A 19,075-nucleotide genomic window follows, 5' to 3' on the forward strand; every position below is an offset into this window, starting at 1 on the left:
GCGAGGGAGAGCCCCGATGCCGCGTCGCACTCGGCTCGCGGCGCCGGGAGGACCGGGCGACGGGCCGCGGAACTCCCGGGCGGGAAAAGCAATGCCGGCGCAGCTCCCCAGCTGCGCCGGCATTTTGCCGTCCGCCGCACCCCCGTCCCCACGGGGTTTCATGGATGGATGTCCCCACCCGGACCGCTCTTCCGGGCCTGGGGTCGCCGCTCAGCGCCCCAGCATCACACCCACGGACGACGCTTGTGTGGCCACCGTCTCCCACCCGTCGAAGACGAGGAGGAGCAGGGCCGCCAGGGGCAGGGCCATGACCGTCGCCACCAAGGGGTGACGGCGTCCCTGACGGCGGCTCCCGCGTGTGCGGACCAGCGTCCGCGGTACCGTCTGGGCCATGGTCCCTCTCCTGACCGTTTCCGTTGTCTTGGCAGCGGCGGGCGTCTGACCTCGGGGGACGAGTGCTGCACCCGCCGCTTGACCTCAAATCTAGGCGTCCGGCGGCCACCGGACGTCATGCCCTCGTACCGATTGCCGGGCCTCCCGGAGGATGAGCCATGCCCCGGTACGTACTCCCCTGGGTGGAGACCGGGTCCCGGGCCTCGGGGTCTTCCCGGAGGGGGCGCCCGGTGTGTCCCGGTTCCTCCGTACTGTCCGGTGACATCGCTCACTCCGGTCACGCCCCGGCGTACGCCCGCCTCCCTCCACCGCACGTCCCCGTCCGCCACCACGACGCGGACGCGTGACGTCGCCACGGGGTCCCCCGCCGCTTCCGCCCGCTCACCCGCGCCCGGCCCAATACCCGCACCGCGGCGGCCGGTTGGGGACACCGGCGCACCCCGGCCGGTCGGACCTCGCGTTCCCTGACCGCTCCTCAACTCTCCCGCCCGGTACTGACAATCCCTCGCCCCGAGAGGGCGCGGCCTCTGCGCGCGGGCGGCCATGGAAACGTAAGCTGTGGCACGTCACAGGGACCGGGCAGCGGGGATGAACATGGCGATGATGCGCCTGAGGCGCGAGGACCCGCGCGTCGTCGGCTCGTTCAGGCTTCACAGGCGGCTCGGCGCGGGTGGAATGGGCGTGGTCTACCTGGGCTCCGACAAGAAGGGGCAGCGGGTCGCGCTGAAGGTCATCCGGCCGGATCTGGCCGAGGACCAGGAGTTCCGGTCGCGGTTCGCCCGCGAGGTCTCGGCGGCCCGGCGCATCCGGGGCGGCTGCACCGCGCGGCTGGTCGCCGCGGACCTGGAGGCGGACCGCCCCTGGTTCGCGACGCAGTACGTGCCCGGCCCCTCCCTGCACGACAAGGTCGTCGACGGAGGCCCGCTCGGTGCGGCCGACGTGGCCGCTGTGGGCGCCGCCCTGTCCGAGGGGCTGGTCGCGGTGCACGAGGCCGGGGTGGTCCACCGGGACCTGAAGCCGTCCAACATCCTGCTGTCCCCGAAGGGGCCCCGGATCATCGACTTCGGCATCGCCTGGGCCACGGGTGCCTCCACGCTCACGCACGTCGGCACCGCGGTCGGCTCCCCCGGGTTCCTCGCGCCGGAGCAGGTGCGCGGGGCGGCGGTCACACCGGCCACGGACGTGTTCTCGCTCGGTGCCACACTGGCGTACGCCTCCATGGGCGACTCGCCCTTCGGGCACGGCAGTTCCGAGGTGATGCTGTACCGCGTGGTGCACGAGGAGGCGCATCTGGACGGCGTCCCGGACGCCCTCGCCCCGCTGGTGCGGGCGTGCCTGGCCAAGGACCCCGAGGAGCGCCCGAGCACGCTGCAGCTGTCGCTGCGGCTCAAGGAGATCGCCGCCCGGGAGGCCCAGGGTCTGGCCGACGTACGGCCGCCGGCGCCGCGCAGCGCGGAGGCGGACCTGCCGACGGGGCGGCTCGCCGACACCTACCCGGAGCGTGCGCAGCGGCGTCCACAGGGCCGACCGGGTGCGCAGGGCACCCCCGCCCCGAGGAACACGTCCGGGTCCCGGGGCCCCGCCGCCCGCGGGGCCGACGCGTCGCGCGGCGGCACGCCTTCGCGCGGTGGCGCACCCTCGCGGGGCGGGGCATCCGCCCGGGGCGGCAACACCTCGCGCGGTGGTGGTACGGGCTCCCGGGGCGGCTCGCGGCCCACGCCCGCCTCCCGCAGCAACACGGGACGGAACGGGAGCGCCTCCCGTCACGACAGCGAGGGCCGATCCGCGCCGCGCAGCGGGGCCGGCCGTACGGCGCCGCGGACCACGGGGACCGGCTGGCGACGGCCCGCGAACCCGCGGCTGCTGCGGCAGCGCCTGTTCGTGTTCGTGGTCGTGACGCTGCTGGTCGCGCTCGGCATCGCCGCCGCGCAGGGCTGTCAGGGGCCGTCCCGGGGACTCGGCGACGAGCGGGACAGGGTGCGGACGGCACAGGTGCGGGTGGACGTACGGGACGACACGCCCGGTCAGGGCCGGATGCCCGGTCTCTGAGGCTCCGGATGTGCCCGGTGGCCGGGGGTCGGATGACGCGGCCCCGTGCAGGGGGCGACGCGTGGGCCGGATCGTCGGCCCGTCTGCGCGTCGGCCCGTAGGCGCGTCACCCCGTCGGCCTGGTCGACGGTCCCCTGGTAAAGGCCGTCCTCGGACGCGCGCCTCGCCCCGCCCGGCGGGGTCCCTCCGCCCAGGTCGACGCCGGACGGTGGGGCCGCCGGACGAACCCCGCAGCCGACGCTACGCCGTGGGCCGGCCCGTCGTCACCGCGTAGAAGGCGACCGCCGCCGCCGCGCCCACGTTCAGTGAGTCGACGCCGTGGGACATCGGGATGCGGACCCGTTCGTCGGATGCCCCCAGGGCCCGCCGGGACAGGCCGTCGCCCTCGGCGCCCAGCATCAGGGCCACCCTGTCCATGCGGTGCGGGGCGACCTCGTCGAGGGACTTCGCCCGCTCGTCGGGGGTGAGGGCGAGGAGCGTGAAGCCCGACTCGCCCACCGTCGCCAGCCCTGCGGGCCAGGTGTCGAGGCGGGCGTAGGGAACGGAGAAGACCGCGCCCATCGAGACCTTAACGCTGCGCCGGTAGAGGGGGTCCGCGCAGTCCGGGGAGAGAAGTACCGCGTCCATGCCGAGGGCGGCGGCGGAGCGGAAGATCGCGCCGATGTTGGTGTGGTCGTTGACCGACTCCATGACGACCACGCGCCGGGCGGTGGTCAGGATGTCGGCCGCCGCGGGCAGCGGTTTGCGCGCCATCGAGGCCAGCGCGCCGCGGTGCACGTGGTAGCCGGTGACGCGTTCGGCCAGCTGCGGGTCGACGACGTACACCGGTGCGGGGGCCTCGTCGATGACATCGCGCATGGTGTCGACCCACTTGGCGGAGAGCAGCATCGAGCGCATGGCGTAGCCCGCTTCGCCGGCCCGCCGGATGACCTTCTCGCCCTCGGCGATGAACAGGCCCTCGGCGGGTTCGCGGCGGCGGCGCAGCTCGACGTCGGTCAGGCCGGTGTAGTCGTGCAGGCGCGGATCGTCGGGGTCGTGGATCGTGATGAGGTCGGCCATGTCACGCCGTCCCGTGCGCGCCGACGCCGACGACCTCGCCGACGACGATGACGGCGGGGGGCTTGACCTCCTGCGCGACGACCGTCTCGGCGACCGTGCCGAGGGTGGCGTCGACCCGGCGCTGGGCGGCCGTCGTGCCCTCCTGGACGAGGGCGACCGGGGTCTCGGGGGACCTGCCGTGCGCGACGAGGGTCTCGGCGATCTTGCCGATCTTGTCCACGCCCATGAGGATCACGAGCGTGCCGGTGAGCTTGGCGAGGGACGGCCAGTCGACCAGGGAGCGCTCGTCGTCGGGGGCGACGTGGCCGCTGACCACGGTGAACTCGTGGGCGACGCCCCGGTGGGTGACCGGGATGCCGGCGGCGCCGGGGACCGAGATGGAGCTGGAGATCCCGGGGACGACCGTGCAGGGGATGCCCGCCTCGGCGAGCGCCTGCGCCTCCTCCATGCCCCGGCCGAAGACGAACGGGTCGCCGCCCTTGAGCCGTACGACCGCCTTGCCCTGCTTGGCGTGCTCGATCAGCGCGTTGTTGATGGCCTCCTGGGCCATGAACCGGCCGTACGGGATCTTCGCCGCGTCGATGATCTCCACGTGCGGCGGCAGCTCGGCGAGCAGGTCGCGCGGACCGAGCCGGTCGGCGATGACGACGTCCGCCTCGGCGAGCAGGCGGCGGCCCCGGACGGTGATCAGGTCCGGGTCGCCGGGTCCGCCGCCGACCAGGGCGACTCCGGCGGTGCGGGTGCGGTGGTGCGGGGCGACGAGGGTGCCGTCGCGCAGGCCCTCGACGACCGCGTCCCGGATGGCGGCGGTGTGGCGGGGGTCCCGGCCGCGGGCGTTCGTGGTGAGCACGGCGACGGTGACGCCCTCGCTGTGGCCGGTCGCCGGGGTCCAGGCGGTGGCCCGGTCGGCGTCGTCGGAGCGGACGCACCACACGCGGTGCCGTTCGGCCTCGGCGGAGGCGGCGGCGTTGGCCGCGGTGTCGCTGGTGGCGATCAGGGCGTACCAGGCGTCCGCGAGGTCGCCTTCCTCGTACGGGCGCCGCTCCCAGGTGATCTCGCCCGCGTCGGCCATGGCCTCGACCGAGGGGGTGGCGTCGGGGGACACGAGGCGGATGTCCGCGCCGGCGGCGATGAGGGCCGGGAGGCGGCGCTGGGCGACCTGACCGCCGCCGAGGACCACCACGCGGCGGCCGGTCAGGCGGAGGCCTACGGGGTAGGCGGGGTGTTCGGCCATGAGGGAGCGCTCCTCGTCCTGGCGGTGCGGTGGGCGGCGCTGCGGCATCGGAGCGGCCCTGACGTGGGGATACGTGGGGACACGTGGGATACGTGCGGATTCTAGGAGACGGGCGCGGGCGGCACGAGGCCGGTCAGGTGCACGGCGGGGCCCGGGGGACGGGCGGCGCGCGACAGCCGGTCGCGCGCCCCCCCCCCCCCCGCCGTGGCTACTTCTCCGTGACGCCCGCCGAGTCGAAGGTCGCGACCTCGTGCATCGCCCGCGCCGTGCTCTGCACCATCGGCAGCGCGAGCAGCGCGCCCGTGCCCTCGCCGAGGCGGAGGTCCAGGTCGACCAGGGGGCGCAGACCGAGCTTGTTGAGCGCGGCGACGTGCCCGGGCTCGGCGCTGCGGTGACCCGCGATGCAGGCCGCCAGCACCTCGGGGGCGATCGCGCGGGCCACCAGTGCGGCGGCACCGGCGCTGACGCCGTCCAGGATCACCGGCGTACGCAGGGAGGCGCCGCCGAGCAGCAGGCCGACCATGGCCGCGTGCTCGAAGCCGCCGACCGCGGCGAGGACGCCGATCGGGTCGGCCGGGTCGGGCTGGTGCACCTCGATCGCCCGGCGCACGACCTCGGTCTTGCGGACCAGGGTCTCGTCGTTGATGCCGGTGCCCCGGCCGGTGACCTCGGCCGGGTCGGCGCCGGTGAAGACGGAGATGAGCGCGGCGGACGCGGTGGTGTTCGCGATGCCCATCTCGCCGGTGAGCAGCGCCTTGTTACCGGCCGCCACCAGGTCGCGGGCGGTCTCGATGCCGACCTCGATGGCCTGCTTGGCCTCCTCGCGGGTCATCGCGGGGCCGGCCGTCATGTCGGACGTGCCCGCGCGGACCTTGCGGGGCAGCAGGCCGGGCGTCGCGGGCAGGTCGGCGGCGACCCCGACGTCCACGACGCACACCTCGGCGCCGACCTGGGTGGCGAAGGCGTTGCAGACGGCTCCCCCGCCCAGGAAGTTGGCCACCATCTGGGCGGTGACCTCCTGCGGCCAGGGGGTGACGCCCTGGGCGTGCACCCCGTGGTCGCCGGCGAAGACCGCGACGGCCGCGGGCTCCGGGATCGGCGGCGGGCACTGGCGGGACAGGCCGGACAGCTGCGCGGAGATGATCTCCAGCATGCCGAGCGCCCCGGCCGGCTTGGTCATGCGCTTCTGACGCTCCCAGGCCTCACCGAGCGCCTTGGCGTCGAGCGGGCGGATCTGTGCGACGGTCTCGGCGAGCAGGTCGTGCGGTTCCTCTCCGGGCAGGGCGCGGCGGCCGTACGTCTCCTCGTGGACCACCCAGGACAGCGGGCGGCGCTTGGACCAGCCGGCCTGCATCAGCTCGGGCTCGTCCGGGAACTCGTCGACGTAACCGACGCACAGGTAGGCGACGATGTCCAGGTGTTCGGGCAGGCCCAGGGCGCGCACCATCTCCCGCTCGTCGAAGAAGCTGACCCAGCCGACGCCGAGGCCCTCTGCGCGGGCGGCGAGCCACAGGTTCTCGACGGCGAGCGCGGAGGAGTACGGCGCCATCTGGGGCTGGGTGTGCCGCCCCAGGGTGTGGCGGCCGCCGCGGGTCGGGTCGGCGGTGACGACGATGTTCACCGGGGTGTCGAGGATGGCCTCGATCTTCAGTTCCTTGAACTGCTTGGCCCGGCCCTTGGGCAGCGACTTCGCGTACGCGTCGCGCTGACGCATCGCCAGTTCGTGCATCGCGCGGCGGGTGTCGGCGGAGCGGATGACGACGAAGTCCCAGGGCTGCGAGTGGCCGACGGAGGGCGCGGTGTGGGCGGCCTCCAGGACGCGGAGCAGCACCTCGTGCGGGATGGGGTCGCTGCGGAAGCCGTTGCGGATGTCGCGGCGTTCGCGCATGACCTTCAGGACGGCCTCGCGTTCGGCGTCGGCGTAGGCGGGGGCCGCCGGGCCGGTGGGCTGTCGTGCTTCCGCCTCCGCGGTCGTGCTCACGTCGTGCGCGTCTTCCTGGTCGGCGGCTCGGGTGTCCAGGTCGTCGGCGTTCTGCGCGACTTCGGGGTCGGCCTCGCGCGGGGCGGGGACCGGGGCCACGGGCTCCGGGGCCTGCGGGGCGTCCTGGGTGCCCCGGGCCTCTAGAGGTGCCTGAACCGCCTGGTTCTCCCACGTCTGCGGCGGTACGACGAGCGCTTCGGGGGGCGTCGGCGCGAGGTGCGGGGTGGTCGGGACCTGCCCGCCGTCGACCGGCACGAACTGGCCCACGGGCTGCTCGGAACCCTGCTGCGCGGGCTGGTCCGGGTGCGGCTCGGACCGGACACCGTCCGCCGACCCCGCGTCGGCCACCGGCGGTTCGGGCGCGGGGTGCGAAGCGTCCGCTTCCGGCGGTACGTCGGTGCCGGCGAGGGACTGGGGGCCCTGAACGGGCTGCGCGACACCCGCGGCGGACTGGCTGTCCGGGGCGGGCCGGGCGTCCGCCTGGGCGTCCGGCTGGACATCGGCGGCGGGCGGGAAGCCCGGCTGGTGTGCGACGGAGTGCGCGACGGCGTCCTGGGGTGCGGTGGGCTGGGGTGCGTCCTGCTCGGGTGCGGCCTGCACGTCCGCGTGCGAGTGGTCCTCCACTGCCTGGACGGGCTGTGCGGTGTCCGTCGGCTGTGCGGTGGCCTCCGGCGCCGTCGCGGGCTGCCCGTTGGCGGTTACGGGCTGCCCAGTGGCGGTCGCGGACTGCCCGGTGGCGGTCGCGGTCTGCGGGGACGGCTCGTGTCCGGCGGGTTCGGCGGCGGACTCGCCGGGTGCCTGACCGGCCGCGACGACGGAGACGGCATGGTCGGGTCCGGTCACGGGCGCCTCGGCGGCCGGGGCTTCCTGCGGCTCGGGGGCCTCGGTGGGCTCGGCCGTCTGTGCGGGCTGGGGAACATCGGCCGGCTCGGCGCCCGTCTGTACGGGCTCGGGAGACTGGGCCGCCGTCTCCGCGGCGTCTTGTGCCTGGGACCCCTCGACCGCCTGCGCAGGGCCGGAGACCTGCGTCGGCTCGGCATCCTGCACGGCCTCGGGAGTCTCGGCCCGCTGCACCGCCTGCCCCGACTCCGGAGCGCCGGCCGGCTCCACCGGCTGCGCGGGGCCGGAGTCCCGCGACGGCGCACCCTGCTGCACGGCCTGGTCGACCTCGGTCGGCTCCTCCGCCGGCACGGGCTCAGGCGCGGTCTCCTCGGCGGGCTCGGCGGACTCGGCGGACTCGGCGGCCTGGGCCGCTTCCGGTGCCGACGGCCCGGGGGCCTCGGCCACGGGCTGGACGGCATCGGCCACCGGCTGTACGGCATCGACCGCGGGCTCCACGGGGCCCGCCTCGTCAGCCGGAGCCGGGTCGAAAGCCTGGTCCGGCGCGGCGGTCTTCTCCGCTCCCGTCTCCGGGAGGGTCGCCGCGTTCGCCTGCTCGGCCTCGGGCCCCGGCACGGCGTCCGGTGCGGGAGCCTCTCCCGCACCGGCGTCGGCCACGGCTTCGGACGCGGGGGCCTCTTCCGCGACGGGCTCGGCCACGGCCTCGGGTACGGGCGCCTCACCCACCACGGGCTCGGCCACGACCGACCGCGCCTCGTCACCGCCGGCCGGCGTCTCCCGGCCGTACGTCGCCCCGTCACCCGGCACGACGTCGGCACCGTCCGCGTCCCCCGGCGCACCCCCGGTCCGGTCCGAGACCTCGGCGTGGGCGTCCGCGGCCGGAGCCCCGGCCTCGCCGGTCTCCCCGCCCGTCGCCGCCACGGCCTCCGTCGCCACGCGGGCCACGAGGGCCTGGGCGGCGCCCACCGGCTCGGGGGCCTGTTCCGCTGCCGGAATAACCGTTTCCGCACGCACTGTCCCGGTGCCCACCGGCACCTCCGCCGGCTGCTGGGCCTGCGCGGACGCCTGCGCGCCCCAGGGCGCCGCCCCCTGGGGAGGCGTCGCGGCTGTCTGAGGGACGTCGAGGTACTCGGGGCCGGAGGTCGCCGGGCCGGCGTGGCGCACCGGCGCGTCGGCGGGGCCGCGGTCGGCGAGCGAGCGGACCGGGCTGGCGGAGGTGTCGGGGATCGGCGGACCGAGGTGCAGGGGCCTGCGCGGCGGGGCGGGGGCGGACACGGGCTCGTGCGCCGGCTCGGGCAGACGGACACCGCCGAGGTCGACCGAGCCGCTGTCGCGGCCGGACATCTCGTGCGGGCCCGGCTGGTGCACGGTCTCGACGACCGGCTCCGGCGCGGGCGGCGCGACCTCGTTGCCCCAGGCGCTCTGGGCTCCCGGCAGCAACAACAGGTCCTCGTCCTCGGCGGTGGTCTCGGAGAGGTAGGTGTACGCGCCGGGTGCGGGGACGCCCGGCTGCTCCACCATGCCTGCGTTCTCCGGCAGCCCCTCGCCCGGGATCTGGCCGGTGTCGGTCATGCGTAACCCCTCGCCCATCGGTTAGTGCTTCTACGACCAGCTCGCCCGGGACGGCGCACCGACCGCCCCGTAGTGAGAACGAGCGTGCGTGCCCAGCGGCACGAACGACCCGTCGGAAATGACGACAAAGCCATTGAGTGGCATTGTCGCGGTCGTTGCCCCGTCACGACAGCTTGATCCGCGACGGCCCGCTGTGGACTGCGCCACGTTGCGCGTCCTCCGGTTCTGCCGTACCACACCGAACCCCGCAACAGGCGGGCTTTTACGGACATCGACCGATGAATGGCCGGGTGTCCGGGTGCGGCACAACGATCCGCCAGCCTACCCCGCGCGGTACGACTAACCGATCACGGGGCGCGGTCCGGGAGTACCCCGCTGAGCAGGAACACAACGCTCCGCTCCGTCTCCGTCCAGGCCCGGGTGTCGAGTCCGACGGACTGCAGCAGGGCGCACTCGACCCGGTAGCCGTGCTCCGTCAGGTCCCTGCCGACGAGTTCGGCCGCGTCGCGGGTCGCGGCGTGCGCGACGATGCGCTGCGGACGGCGGTCGGCGACCGCGGAGACCACGGCCGCTCCCCCGCCGCCGACACGCACGACGTCGGGTTCGGGGAGGTTCTCCAGGACGTGCGGGGCGGTGCCGTGCACGATCTGGAGCTGGACGCCGAAGTGACGGGCCGTGGCCTCGGTGCGGGCGCAGGCGTCCGGGTCCCGGTCGACGGCGATGACGGCGGCGCCGCCGCGGGCGGCCTCGGTGGCGAAGGCGCCGCCGCCGCAGCCGATGTCCCACACGAGGTCGCCGAGGCGGGGCCCGAGCCGGGCGAGTTGGGCCGTGCGGAGCAGCTCGGTCTCTCCCTCGCCGAGGTCACCGCCGTACGCCTCGGCGGGCAGCGACCAGCCGCGCGGTCCGGCGGCGGGCCCCCGGCCGGCGATCCAGCCGGTGCCGTCGCCCGCCGCGCCCGGGCCGGTGCTCCCGCCGACGACGATGACCACGTTCGGGTCGCGCCACGTGTGGTCGGCCGCCTTCTCCGAGGTGACGACGGTGACCTGTTCGCGAGTGGTGCCGAGTTCCTCGCAGATCACGAAGGTGCGGTGGATGCCCTCCAGGAGCAGACCGAGTTCGGCGGGACCGGCGCCCGGGGAGGTGAGGACGGCGACCTTGGTGTGGGCCCGGCATACGTTCACCGCGCGCCGCAGGGTGCGGGGGTGGGCGACGACCACGTGGGCGTCGTCCCAGGGCATGCCCGCGCGGGCGAAGGCGGTGGCGACGGAGGAGACGGCCGGGACGACTTCCACCTCCAGGCCGAACTCGGGGGCCCGCAGGGTGCGTACGACGCCGAAGAAGCCGGGGTCGCCGTCGGCGAGCACGACCGCGGTGCCGCGGTGGGCGGCGATGCGGCGGGCGGCGAGGGCGACGCTGCCGAGACGGATGCGTTCCGCGGCGGGCGGTACCTCGGGAAGTGCCAGGTGGTGGGCGGCGCCCGCCACCAGGCTGGCCGCGCCCAGCGCGGAGCGCGCCGCGTCGGTCAGCGGCGAACCGTCCCAGCCGATCACCGTGACCCGGTCGGCCATCGTCGTCAGTCTCCAGAGGTCTTGCGGATCGTGTCGCGGAACCGTTCGCGGGTGCGCCCCGTGAGGGTACCCGCTGCGGACTCGGGGCGGGGCGTCGGCGCCGCCGGCCCCATGGATCAGTTCCAGTCGGGGAAGGTGCCGAAACCGCCGTCCTCGGACAGCGACCCGGCCGCTCCTTCGAGGTCCTCCGGCAGGAGGCTCCACACGATGAAGTCGGTGCGTACGTCCGTCCACACCTCGTCGTCGGTGCGGACGCGGGCTATGCAGGCGTTGCGCAGGACGCCCTCGCTGATGCAGCCGATCTTCTGGGCGACCTGCTGGGAGGCGGTGTTGTCGGCGGCGGTGCGCAGCTCGACGCGCTCGAACTTCTGGTCGCCGAAGAGCCACTGGGCGGTGGCGAGCGCCGCCTCGGACGCATAACCCTCGCCGCGCGCCCAGGGGGCGACGATGTACGACATCTCGGTGGACCTCACGTGCCAGTTGGTCTTGGTGAGCTGGATGACGCCGACCAGGCGCTGGGTGAGGAACTCGGTGACGGCGAGGTCGAGTCCCCGTCCCGCCGTGCGCTCGGCGGGGGCGCGGTCGCCGATCCAGGTGCGGGCGTGCTGCTCGGTGAAGGGCTGCGGGACGTGGGTCCAGGCGGCGACCTGCTCGTCGTTCATCATGGCGGCGAGAGCGGCGACGTCGTCCACGTCGAGGGGGCGCAGCACCAACCGCTCCGTGCTGATGGAGATGTTGGGGAAGGTGCTCGTCATGCGCCGCTCCGTAACCTGTGTAACCGTCAGGGCCTGCTCGAACTGCCCAGCATGCAGCATGAAAGCACTCAACCGCACCACGGGGTCCACTCCGGTGGAGCGGACCCCGTGTGCGGGTGGAGGGGGTCAGAACGAGGGCAGCACGGCGCCGTCGTACTTGTCCTCGATGAACTTCTTCACCTCGGGCGAGGTGAGGAGCTTCGCGAGCTTCTTCACCCGCGGGTCGTCCTCCTTGCCCTCCTTGACGGCGAGGAGGTTGTTGTTCGGGTTGTCCTTGGCGGACTCCAGGACCAGAGCGTCCTCGGCCGGCTTGAGGTCGGCCTCGATGGCGTAGTTGCCGTTGACGACCGCGGCGTCGACGTCGTCCAGGGAGCGCGGCGTGGTGGCCGCCTCCAGCTCCTTGAACTCGAGGTTCTTCGGGTTCTTCGTGATGTCCGCGGGGGTCGCCGTGGTGCCGACGCCGTCCTTGAGGGTGATGAGGCCGTTCGCGGCGAGCAGCTGGAGGGCGCGGCCCTCGTTGACGGTGTCGTTCGGGACGGCGACGGTCGCACCGTTCTTCAGGTCCGCGGCCTTGTCGACCTTGTTCGAGTACAGGCCGAGGGGCTCCAGGTGCACGTCGACGACGGACACGATGTGGGTGCCGCGCTTCTTGTTGAAGTCGTCGAGGTACGGGGTGGTCTGGAAGAAGTTGGCGTCCACCGAGCCGTCCTCCGTGGAGGTGTTCGGCGTGACGTAGTCCGTGACCTCCTTGACCTCCAGGTCGAGGCCCGCCTTCTGCGCCAGGTTGTCCTTGACGTAGTTGAGGATCTCGGCGTGCGGGACGGGGCTGGCGGCGACGACCAGCGGTCCGGAGGTGTCGGAGGCGGCGTCCTTGTCCGAGCCGCAGGCGGACAGCCCGAGGGTGAGGGCTCCGACGGCGAGGACGGCGGTGGTGATCTTGGCGGTGTTACGCACGAAAAGTGCCTTTCCTTGGTGGTGCGACCCCGTCTCGGGTAATACGGGGAGTCTTGGGGGCGGTCGTTCAGGCGACCTTGCTCACCTCGGCCGTGGCGGGCTCCTCGGCCTTCAGCAGCCGCAGCCGGGGGGCGGCTCCTGAGCGTCCGCCGCGGCGGTGCAGGGCGCGGGCGGTGGCGTCGCCGGCGAACTGGATGAGCGAGATGGCGACGGCGAGGATCGCGACGGTGACCCACATCAGGCCGGACTCGAAGCGGTTGTATCCGTAGCGGACGGCGAGGTCGCCGAGGCCGCCGCCGCCGACGGTGCCGGCCATGGCGGAGTAGCCGATGAGGGCGATGATCGTGGTCGTGGTGCTCGCGATCAGCGACGGGAGCGCCTCGGGGACCAGGACCTTGCGGACCACGGTCCAGGTGTTGCCGCCCATGGCCTGGACGGCCTCGACGAGTCCGCCGTCGACCTCGCGGACGGCCGTCTCGACCAGGCGCGCGAAGAAGGGGATGCCGCCGATGGCGAGCGGCACGATCGCGGCCTCGCTGCCGATGGTGGTGCCGGTGACCCAGCGGGTGAAGCTCATCAGCGCGACCATGAGGATGATGAACGGCAGCGAGCGGCCGATGTTCACGACCTGCCCGATGACCTTGTTCACCACGGTGTTCTGCAGCAGGCCGCCCTTGTCGGTGAGGACCAGCAGGATGCCGAGCGGGAGTCCGCCGACGACCGCGATCAGGGTGGACCAGCCGACCATGATCAGGGTCTCCTGACCGGCCTGCTCGAGCAGGGGCTGCATCTCGGACCAGGTCACTTGGCACCTTCCTTCACCAGCTGCGGCTGGTCGTCGCCGACCGCGTCGTGGTTCACCACGTCGATCTGGAGGCCCTGCTCGCGCAGGAAGCCGACGGGTACGACGTTGTCCTCGTAGCGGCCGGGCAGTTCGATGCGCATGCGGCCGACCTGGAGTCCGCCGACGGTGTCGATGGCGGCACCCAGGATCGATATGTCGATGTTGTAGGTACGGGAGAGCTGGGAGATGACCGGCTGGGTGGCGGCCTCGCCGTGGAAGGTGACGTCGAGGACGGTGCGGTCGTCCCCGGACGGGTCGCCGCCGACCGGGAAGAGGGCGGCGGCCAGTTCGGAGCCGGGCGTCGCGAGCAGGTCGCTCACGGTGCCGGACTCGACGATGCGCCCCTTCTCCATGAGGGCGGCCGAGTCGCAGATGCTCTTGACGACGTCCATCTCGTGGGTGATGAGCAGGACGGTCAGTCCGAGCTGCCGGTTCAGGTCGCGCAGCAGCTGGAGGATGGAGCGGGTGGTCTCCGGGTCCAGGGCGCTGGTGGCCTCGTCGGAGAGGAGCACCTTGGGGTCGCCGGCCAGGGCGCGGGCGATGCCGACCCGCTGCTTCTGTCCCCCGGAGAGCTGGGCGGGGTAGGACTTGGCCTTGTCGGCGAGTCCTACCAGGTCGAGCAGTTCGAGCGCCTTGCGGGAACGTTCCTTCCCCGTCTTGCCGAGGATTTCCAGCGGCAGCTCGATGTTGTCCTGCACGGTCCGGGAGGAGAGCAGGTTGAAGTGCTGGAAGACCATGCCGATACGGCTGCGCGCCTGCCGCAGTTCCTTGCCGGCGCGGGGGCCGCGGCCCGCCAGCGCGGTGAGGTCCTGACCGGCGACGGTGACCGTGCCGGCGGTGGGGCGCTCCAGGAGGTTGACGCAGCGGATGAGCGAGGACTTGCCGGCGCCGGACTGGCCGATGACGCCGTACACCTCGCCCTCGCGGACGTGCAGGTCGACGCCGTCCAGGGCGGTGACCTCGCGGCCGCGGGAGCGGTAGACCTTGGTCAGGCCCGATGTGGTGATCACGTGGGTTTCCGTCACTGTCGAGTGCGCGGCGCGCTGGTGTGCGCCGGGCACGGGGGCGTTGTTCTTCGGGGTTCTGGGGACCTTCGGAACGCGGCACGGTTCTCGCGGTGGCGATGCGCGGTGGCGGTGAACCGGGGAGAAACGTGTGCGCGGGGCGTGGCCCGGCCGCGGGCGCGGGGCGCGGGGACGGACTCGAGCGGGCGCTCGCTTCGGGGCGCGAGGCTCAGGTGGTGCAGGGGCCCTCTAGAAGGCGCACATTCGACACATACAACGAGCACCGGGCGTCATCGTCGCCTCGGTCGCAGGGGTGCGGTCGCTCGTCGTGCTCATGCGATCAGTAAAGCAGACGGACGGTCCTGACCGGAGACGGCTGTCCGGATGCTGGACAGCCGTGGGCGGTGACCGGACGCCGGGGCCGCTGCCGGGACGGGGCACCGGCCCCGGTCTCCGGTGCGAAGGACCAGTGCCGACAAGGCGTGCGCGTCGGTGACCGCCGTGCGGGGTGCGGGTCCGGCGGCCGGCGGTCTGTGGCCAACGCCACGGTGGACGCGTACGGGGCGGGGCGGTGCGGGCGGGGCCGGAGGCGGCGGGGTTCCCGGGGCGTAATAGGGTCGGCGCCATGCTTGACGTCCTGATGCTGGTGACCGGCGTCGCCGCGCTGCTGCTCGCCGCCTGGTGCGGCTGGGCGGCCTACCGTGACCAGCCGACGAAGGACTGGCACTTCATCGGCATGGCCGTGGTCTCGGTGCTGGCACTGATCCAGCTGGTCGCGGGGATCGTGCTGCTGGCGCGGGGCGAGGAGCCGGAGCAGGGCACCACGATCTTCGTGGCGTATCTCCTGGGCGCCTTCGCCTGCGTCCCGGCGGCGGGCTTCATGTCGCTGGCGGAGCGCACCCGCTGGGGTTCGGTGACGGTGGCGGCCGGCGGCGTCGTCCTCGCCGTCCTCGAGGTGCGGCTCTTTGACATCTGGGGAGGCTGAGATGGCGGCGGCGGAAGAGCGGGCTGGCCGGCAGCGGCTGATCAGCGGCCCGGGCATCCTGCTGGTGTGGCTGTACGGGGTGATGGTCGTCGGCGCGGTGTCGCGCTCGGTGTACCAGATCGCGACCGAGTTCGACCGGGCGCCGCTCGCCTACACGCTCTCGGCGCTCGCGGGTGTCGTCTACGGCTTCATCACCTACACCCTGGTGCGCGGTGGCGAGACGGCCCGCAAGGCGGCGCTGGTGTGCTGCGCCGCCGAGCTGGTGGGCGTCCTCGCGGTGGGCACCTGGACGCTGGTGGAGCCGTCCGCCTTCCCCGACGCGACCGTGTGGTCGGACTTCGGGATGGGCTACCTGTTCATCCCGGTGCTGCTGCCGCTGTCGGCCCTGTACTGGCTGCGCCGGGCCCGCGCCGCGTAACGGCGGGCCCGGTGGCGCGGGCCGCTCAGGCGGTGGTCGCGTAGGCCCCGGCCGCCTTCTCCAGGACGATCATGGGTACGCCGTCCGCGCCCTGCGCGGTCCCCACCGTCTCGTAGCCGACCCGCCGGTACAGCCGCAGGTTGCTCTCGCTGCGGTGCCCGGTGTGCAGGCGGAAGCGCTTGGCGCCGCGCTCCTCGGCGAGCGCCGACTCCGCGGCCCGCAGCAGCCGCGCGCCGATGCCGTGCCCCTGGAGCCGGGGGTGGACGCAGAGCTTGCCGATGGACGCGGCCCCGTCCTCGGTCACCCGCCCGCGCACCGAGCCGACGACCTCGTCGCCGAGCCGCGCGACGAAGACGCAGTCGCCGGCGACCTCCTCGCGCACGGAGTCGAGGGTCTGGACGAGCGGGTCGATGCGGTAGTTGCCGTACAGCGCCGCCTCGCTCTGGAAGCAGAGGTACTGCAGCCGGAAGATCTGCTCGGCATCCTGCTCGGTCGCCGCCGAGATGGTCACGCTCATGCCCATGTGTGCATGCCTCCCGCTCACCTGATCCGCTGTGGTCCCCCACTCCTATCCCCGTCCTCAGCGGGCCGCAACCTCCGGCGTCAGCAATCGACGCAGACATCCCAGACATCGGGAACGTTCCGGTCCAAGACTGCCCTGTGAGATACCCAACTCCCCCGCGATCTCCCGGTATGTGAGGTCTTTCGGTGACAGCAGGGCCTCGATCAGCCGGGGGCAGCGGCCGGGGAGCCGGCGCACGGCGTCGCGCAGGGCACGGCGGCGGGCGGCGGCCAGGGCGAGCTGTTCCGGCTCCTGCTCGGCGGCGCAGGCGGGTTCGGTCTCGTACGGCCGCTCGTCGCGGCTGGTTCGGCGGCTGCGGCGGGCCTCGTGGCGGACCGCGCTGCGCAGCCAGCCGTGGGGGTCGCGGGGAGGCCCTTCGGCCTCCAGCCGTTCGAGGAGGCGCAGCCAGACGGCCTGTTCCAGGTCGCCGGGCTCGGTTCCGGACGCATATGCCTCGGCCGAGGCCTCGGCGGTGAGCAGGGGGCGCAGGGAGGCGACCAGGTCGGGTGTCATATGCGGATCGACGCGGCCGCCCGGGCGGCGGGTTGCCCGGGCGGCCGAAGGTCACCCCAACCGGGGTTGTGCGCTCAGCTGTTGACGAAGTCCTCGCGGGCCAGCACGCCGGTGTCGGGGTGGTCGGTGAAGACACCGTCGATGCCGGTGGCGAAGTAGGCCCGGAACGCGCCGAACACGTCGCCGTAGGCGTCGGGGTCGCTGCCCTTGCGGAAGTCCGCGGGCAGGAACGGGTTCTCGTTGCGCATCGTGTACGGGTGCAGGATCAGGCCCGCGCGGTGCGCGTCGCGGACCAGCGTGGTCGGCTCGGTGAGCCGCCCGGCGGAGTCCTTCGGGATGATCAGGTCCAGGGTCGGGCCGATGCCCTGCGCGTAGGAGGCGATCTCCTTCAGGCCCTCGGGCGTGATGAGGTCGGCGGTCGTGCGCGGGTCGCCGTTCTCCACGAAGTCCCAGGGGCGGCTCTTGGCGCCGGAGAGCAGGACGGCCAGCGGGTTGCCGACGAGCCTGTTCATCCGCTGGATGCTGGTGGGCTCGAAGGACTGGATGATGACGGGCGAGTTCTTCCGGTCCTTGCCGTACTTGCGCAGGAGCCGCGCGAGGCGTTCCTCCGTACCGAGGCCCAGCTTGCGGAAGTAGGTGGGGTGCTTGAGTTCGGGGTAGATCCAGACCTGCTTGCCGCGCTTGCGGGTCTGCTCGTTCTGCCAGCGGAGCACCTCTTCGAAGGTGGGGATCTCCCAGCGGCCGTCGTAGAGGGTGTTGTGCGGGCGGTTGGCCGGGATGCGCTCGGTGGCGCGGAGCGTCTTGAGTTCGGCGAGCGTGAAGTCCTCGGTGAACCAGCCGGTGGTGGAGACCCCGTCGAGCAGCTTGGTGCGCTTGCGGTCGGCGAATTCCGGGTGGTCGGCGACGTCCGTCGTGCCGCCGATCTCCGGCTCGTGCCGGCAGACCAGGTGACCGTCCTTGGTGGGGACCAGGTCGCCGGCCTCGACGATGTCGGCGCCCATGTCGAGGGCGAGTTCGTAGGCGCCGAAGGTGTGCTCGGGGCGGTGGCCGCTGGCGCCGCGGTGGCCGATGACCGTCGGCACGGGCAGGCCCTTCACACCGCCGCCGCGACCGCCGCCGTGCCGGGGGTCGGCGGCTCTCGCCGTGCCGGACAGGCCCAGTACGGCTCCGCCCGCGCCGAGTACCGCCGCCCCGAGGAGCGCCCGCCGTCCGGTGCCGCCCGTCTGCTCGTCCGACTCCTGCGTTCCCATCAGGGCCTCCCTGTCGTTTTGACCGTCGGTGCGGGCCGATCGTAGGGGCGCGTACATGACGGGTGGGAGACCGCGGCGGGAACACGCGGGTGCGTCGGGATGTCGTACGGGCGTGGAGTGGCCGGTGGGGCGGGACGGGTGACGTGCCGTCGGCTTCGGAGCGACGGTCCGGGGTACTCGGTCGGTGGCCGCGAGTCCCGTCGTGACGGTGGTTCGCGAGCCCGTGGAAGCGAGCTGCCTCACATCCCGGGCAGCCGTCACCTCCGCGCAACGCCCCTGCACCGCAGGTGAACGCATGTCAACACGGCGTGACGCCCGGGTGACCCGACGTGCGCGACCCCCTGGGCCGCGAGTAATGTCCTCACCTGCACAGACTCATACCGCATCCCCGACACCGGAGGACCCGTTGTCCCGCTTCGCGCTCATCAAGGCAGTGCTCGGTCCGATCATGCGCCTGATGTTCCGCCCACGGGTGGAGGGTGTGGAGAACATTCCGGGCGACGGCCCGGTGATCCTGGCCGGCAACCACCTCACCTTCATCGACTCGATGATCCTGCCGCTCGTCTGCGACCGGCAGGTCTTCTTCATCGGCAAGGACGAGTACGTCACCGGCAAGGGCCTCAAGGGCCGGCTGATGGCCTGGTTCTTCACCGGCGTCGGCATGATCCCCGTCGACCGCGACGGCGGCCGGGGCGGGGTCGCGGCGCTGATGACCGGCCGCCGGGTGCTGGACGAGGGAAGAATCTTCGGCATCTACCCGGAGGGCACCCGCTCCCCCGACGGCCGCCTCTACCGGGGCCGCACCGGCATCGCGCGGCTCACGCTGATGACCGGCGCTCCCGTCGTACCCTTCGCCATGATCGGCACCGACAAGCTCCAGCCGGGCGGCGCGGGCCTGCCCCGGCCGGGCAAGGTCACCGTCCGCTTCGGCGAGGCGATGGAGTTCTCCCGCTACGAGGGCATGGACCGCGACCGCTACGTCCTGCGGGCCGTGACCGACTCCGTGATGACCGAGGTCATGCGGCTGTCCGGCCAGGAGTACGTGGACATGTACGCGAGCAAGGCGAAGGCGGCGTAGGGCCGCGGAACTGACG

Annotated in this window: 16 protein-coding genes; 4 read left to right on the forward strand and 12 right to left on the reverse strand. The window is 73.4% G+C overall.

Annotated features, from left to right (window positions below):
- Positions 1–210: 210 nt before the first annotated feature.
- Entirely contained in the window at positions 211–393 is a 183-nt protein-coding gene (locus ACLIN4_RS06645; RefSeq protein WP_043375017.1) for a hypothetical protein, read from the reverse strand.
- Between the two features lie 588 nt (positions 394–981).
- Between ACLIN4_RS06645 and ACLIN4_RS06650 the strand changes: the two genes are divergently transcribed.
- Complete coding sequence (locus ACLIN4_RS06650; protein ID WP_411576740.1) at positions 982–2,442, forward strand: serine/threonine protein kinase; 1,461 nt, start codon at positions 982–984, stop codon at positions 2,440–2,442.
- A 240-nt stretch (positions 2,443–2,682) separates the two neighbouring features.
- Here ACLIN4_RS06650 and ACLIN4_RS06655 read toward each other — a convergent pair whose 3' ends face one another.
- From ACLIN4_RS06655 to ACLIN4_RS06690, 8 genes are all read right to left on the reverse strand, one after another.
- Complete coding sequence (locus tag ACLIN4_RS06655) at positions 2,683–3,501, reverse strand: TrmH family RNA methyltransferase (RefSeq protein ID WP_107478380.1); 819 nt, start codon at positions 3,499–3,501, stop codon at positions 2,683–2,685.
- A gap of 1 nt (position 3,502) precedes the next feature.
- Positions 3,503–4,735 (reverse strand): uroporphyrinogen-III C-methyltransferase, encoded by a 1,233-nt coding sequence (gene cobA, locus ACLIN4_RS06660; protein WP_411575576.1) that lies wholly within the window; start codon positions 4,733–4,735, stop codon positions 3,503–3,505.
- Positions 4,736–4,943: 208 nt separating this feature from the next.
- On the reverse strand, positions 4,944–9,128 hold the full coding sequence (gene cobT, locus ACLIN4_RS06665; protein WP_411575577.1) for a nicotinate-nucleotide--dimethylbenzimidazole phosphoribosyltransferase: 4,185 nt from the start codon (positions 9,126–9,128) through the stop codon (positions 4,944–4,946).
- Between the two features lie 347 nt (positions 9,129–9,475).
- Positions 9,476–10,696 (reverse strand): precorrin-6y C5,15-methyltransferase (decarboxylating) subunit CbiE, encoded by a 1,221-nt coding sequence (gene cbiE / locus ACLIN4_RS06670; RefSeq protein ID WP_381913630.1) that lies wholly within the window; start codon positions 10,694–10,696, stop codon positions 9,476–9,478.
- A gap of 116 nt (positions 10,697–10,812) precedes the next feature.
- Positions 10,813–11,451, reverse strand: a complete 639-nt coding sequence (locus ACLIN4_RS06675) for a GNAT family N-acetyltransferase (RefSeq protein ID WP_307653074.1) — start codon at positions 11,449–11,451, stop codon at positions 10,813–10,815.
- Positions 11,452–11,577: 126 nt separating this feature from the next.
- Entirely contained in the window at positions 11,578–12,405 is an 828-nt protein-coding gene (locus tag ACLIN4_RS06680; protein ID WP_100049222.1) for a MetQ/NlpA family ABC transporter substrate-binding protein, read from the reverse strand.
- Between the two features lie 67 nt (positions 12,406–12,472).
- Positions 12,473–13,210 (reverse strand): methionine ABC transporter permease, encoded by a 738-nt coding sequence (locus tag ACLIN4_RS06685; RefSeq protein ID WP_290014134.1) that lies wholly within the window; start codon positions 13,208–13,210, stop codon positions 12,473–12,475.
- Positions 13,207–14,259, reverse strand: a complete 1,053-nt coding sequence (locus tag ACLIN4_RS06690; RefSeq protein WP_179342517.1) for a methionine ABC transporter ATP-binding protein — start codon at positions 14,257–14,259, stop codon at positions 13,207–13,209. Before ACLIN4_RS06690 ends, ACLIN4_RS06685 begins: the two co-directional genes overlap by 4 nt.
- A gap of 619 nt (positions 14,260–14,878) precedes the next feature.
- On the opposite strand from ACLIN4_RS06690, the gene ACLIN4_RS06695 reads away from it, so the two are divergent.
- Together ACLIN4_RS06695 and ACLIN4_RS06700 are read left to right on the forward strand one after the other, a co-directional pair.
- Entirely contained in the window at positions 14,879–15,238 is a 360-nt protein-coding gene (locus ACLIN4_RS06695; protein WP_100049224.1) for a hypothetical protein, read from the forward strand.
- Between the two features lies 1 nt (position 15,239).
- Complete coding sequence (locus tag ACLIN4_RS06700) at positions 15,240–15,656, forward strand: hypothetical protein (RefSeq protein WP_107478377.1); 417 nt, start codon at positions 15,240–15,242, stop codon at positions 15,654–15,656.
- 25 nt (positions 15,657–15,681) lie between these two features.
- On the opposite strand, the gene ACLIN4_RS06705 is transcribed toward ACLIN4_RS06700, so the two are convergent.
- The 3 genes from ACLIN4_RS06705 to ACLIN4_RS06715 all read right to left on the reverse strand — a co-directional run bounded on the left by ACLIN4_RS06705 (position 15,682) and on the right by ACLIN4_RS06715 (position 17,981).
- Positions 15,682–16,179, reverse strand: coding sequence for a GNAT family N-acetyltransferase (locus ACLIN4_RS06705; protein ID WP_107478376.1), 498 nt, complete (start codon positions 16,177–16,179; stop codon positions 15,682–15,684).
- Between the two features lie 57 nt (positions 16,180–16,236).
- Complete coding sequence (locus ACLIN4_RS06710) at positions 16,237–16,731, reverse strand: RNA polymerase sigma factor (RefSeq protein ID WP_100049227.1); 495 nt, start codon at positions 16,729–16,731, stop codon at positions 16,237–16,239.
- A gap of 74 nt (positions 16,732–16,805) precedes the next feature.
- Positions 16,806–17,981, reverse strand: coding sequence for a glycerophosphodiester phosphodiesterase (locus ACLIN4_RS06715; protein WP_107478375.1), 1,176 nt, complete (start codon positions 17,979–17,981; stop codon positions 16,806–16,808).
- Between the two features lie 406 nt (positions 17,982–18,387).
- Here ACLIN4_RS06715 and ACLIN4_RS06720 point away from each other — a divergent pair, with 406 nt between their 5' ends.
- On the forward strand, positions 18,388–19,059 hold the full coding sequence (locus ACLIN4_RS06720; protein ID WP_100049552.1) for a lysophospholipid acyltransferase family protein: 672 nt from the start codon (positions 18,388–18,390) through the stop codon (positions 19,057–19,059).
- Positions 19,060–19,075 lie beyond the last annotated feature (16 nt).

The sequence above is a fragment of the Streptomyces mutabilis genome, from assembly GCF_046628145.1.
GTDB classification, from domain to species: Bacteria; Actinomycetota; Actinomycetes; order Streptomycetales; family Streptomycetaceae; genus Streptomyces; species Streptomyces mutabilis.

Excerpts from the sequence above, each read along its gene's own strand:
- ACLIN4_RS06645 (WP_043375017.1), bottom strand. The coding sequence starts at position 393 with ATGGCCCAGACGGTACCGCGGACGCTGGTCCGCACACGCGGGAGCCGC.
- ACLIN4_RS06650 (WP_411576740.1), top strand. The coding sequence starts at position 982 with ATGAACATGGCGATGATGCGCCTGAGGCGCGAGGACCCGCGCGTCGTC.
- ACLIN4_RS06655 (WP_107478380.1), bottom strand. The coding sequence starts at position 3,501 with ATGGCCGACCTCATCACGATCCACGACCCCGACGATCCGCGCCTGCAC.
- cobA (WP_411575576.1), bottom strand. The coding sequence starts at position 4,735 with ATGGCCGAACACCCCGCCTACCCCGTAGGCCTCCGCCTGACCGGCCGC.
- cobT (WP_411575577.1), bottom strand. The coding sequence starts at position 9,128 with ATGACCGACACCGGCCAGATCCCGGGCGAGGGGCTGCCGGAGAACGCA.
- cbiE (WP_381913630.1), bottom strand. The coding sequence starts at position 10,696 with ATGGCCGACCGGGTCACGGTGATCGGCTGGGACGGTTCGCCGCTGACC.
- ACLIN4_RS06675 (WP_307653074.1), bottom strand. The coding sequence starts at position 11,451 with ATGACGAGCACCTTCCCCAACATCTCCATCAGCACGGAGCGGTTGGTG.
- ACLIN4_RS06695 (WP_100049224.1), top strand. The coding sequence starts at position 14,879 with ATGCTTGACGTCCTGATGCTGGTGACCGGCGTCGCCGCGCTGCTGCTC.
- ACLIN4_RS06700 (WP_107478377.1), top strand. The coding sequence starts at position 15,240 with ATGGCGGCGGCGGAAGAGCGGGCTGGCCGGCAGCGGCTGATCAGCGGC.
- ACLIN4_RS06705 (WP_107478376.1), bottom strand. The coding sequence starts at position 16,179 with ATGGGCATGAGCGTGACCATCTCGGCGGCGACCGAGCAGGATGCCGAG.
- ACLIN4_RS06710 (WP_100049227.1), bottom strand. The coding sequence starts at position 16,731 with ATGACACCCGACCTGGTCGCCTCCCTGCGCCCCCTGCTCACCGCCGAG.
- ACLIN4_RS06715 (WP_107478375.1), bottom strand. The coding sequence starts at position 17,981 with ATGGGAACGCAGGAGTCGGACGAGCAGACGGGCGGCACCGGACGGCGG.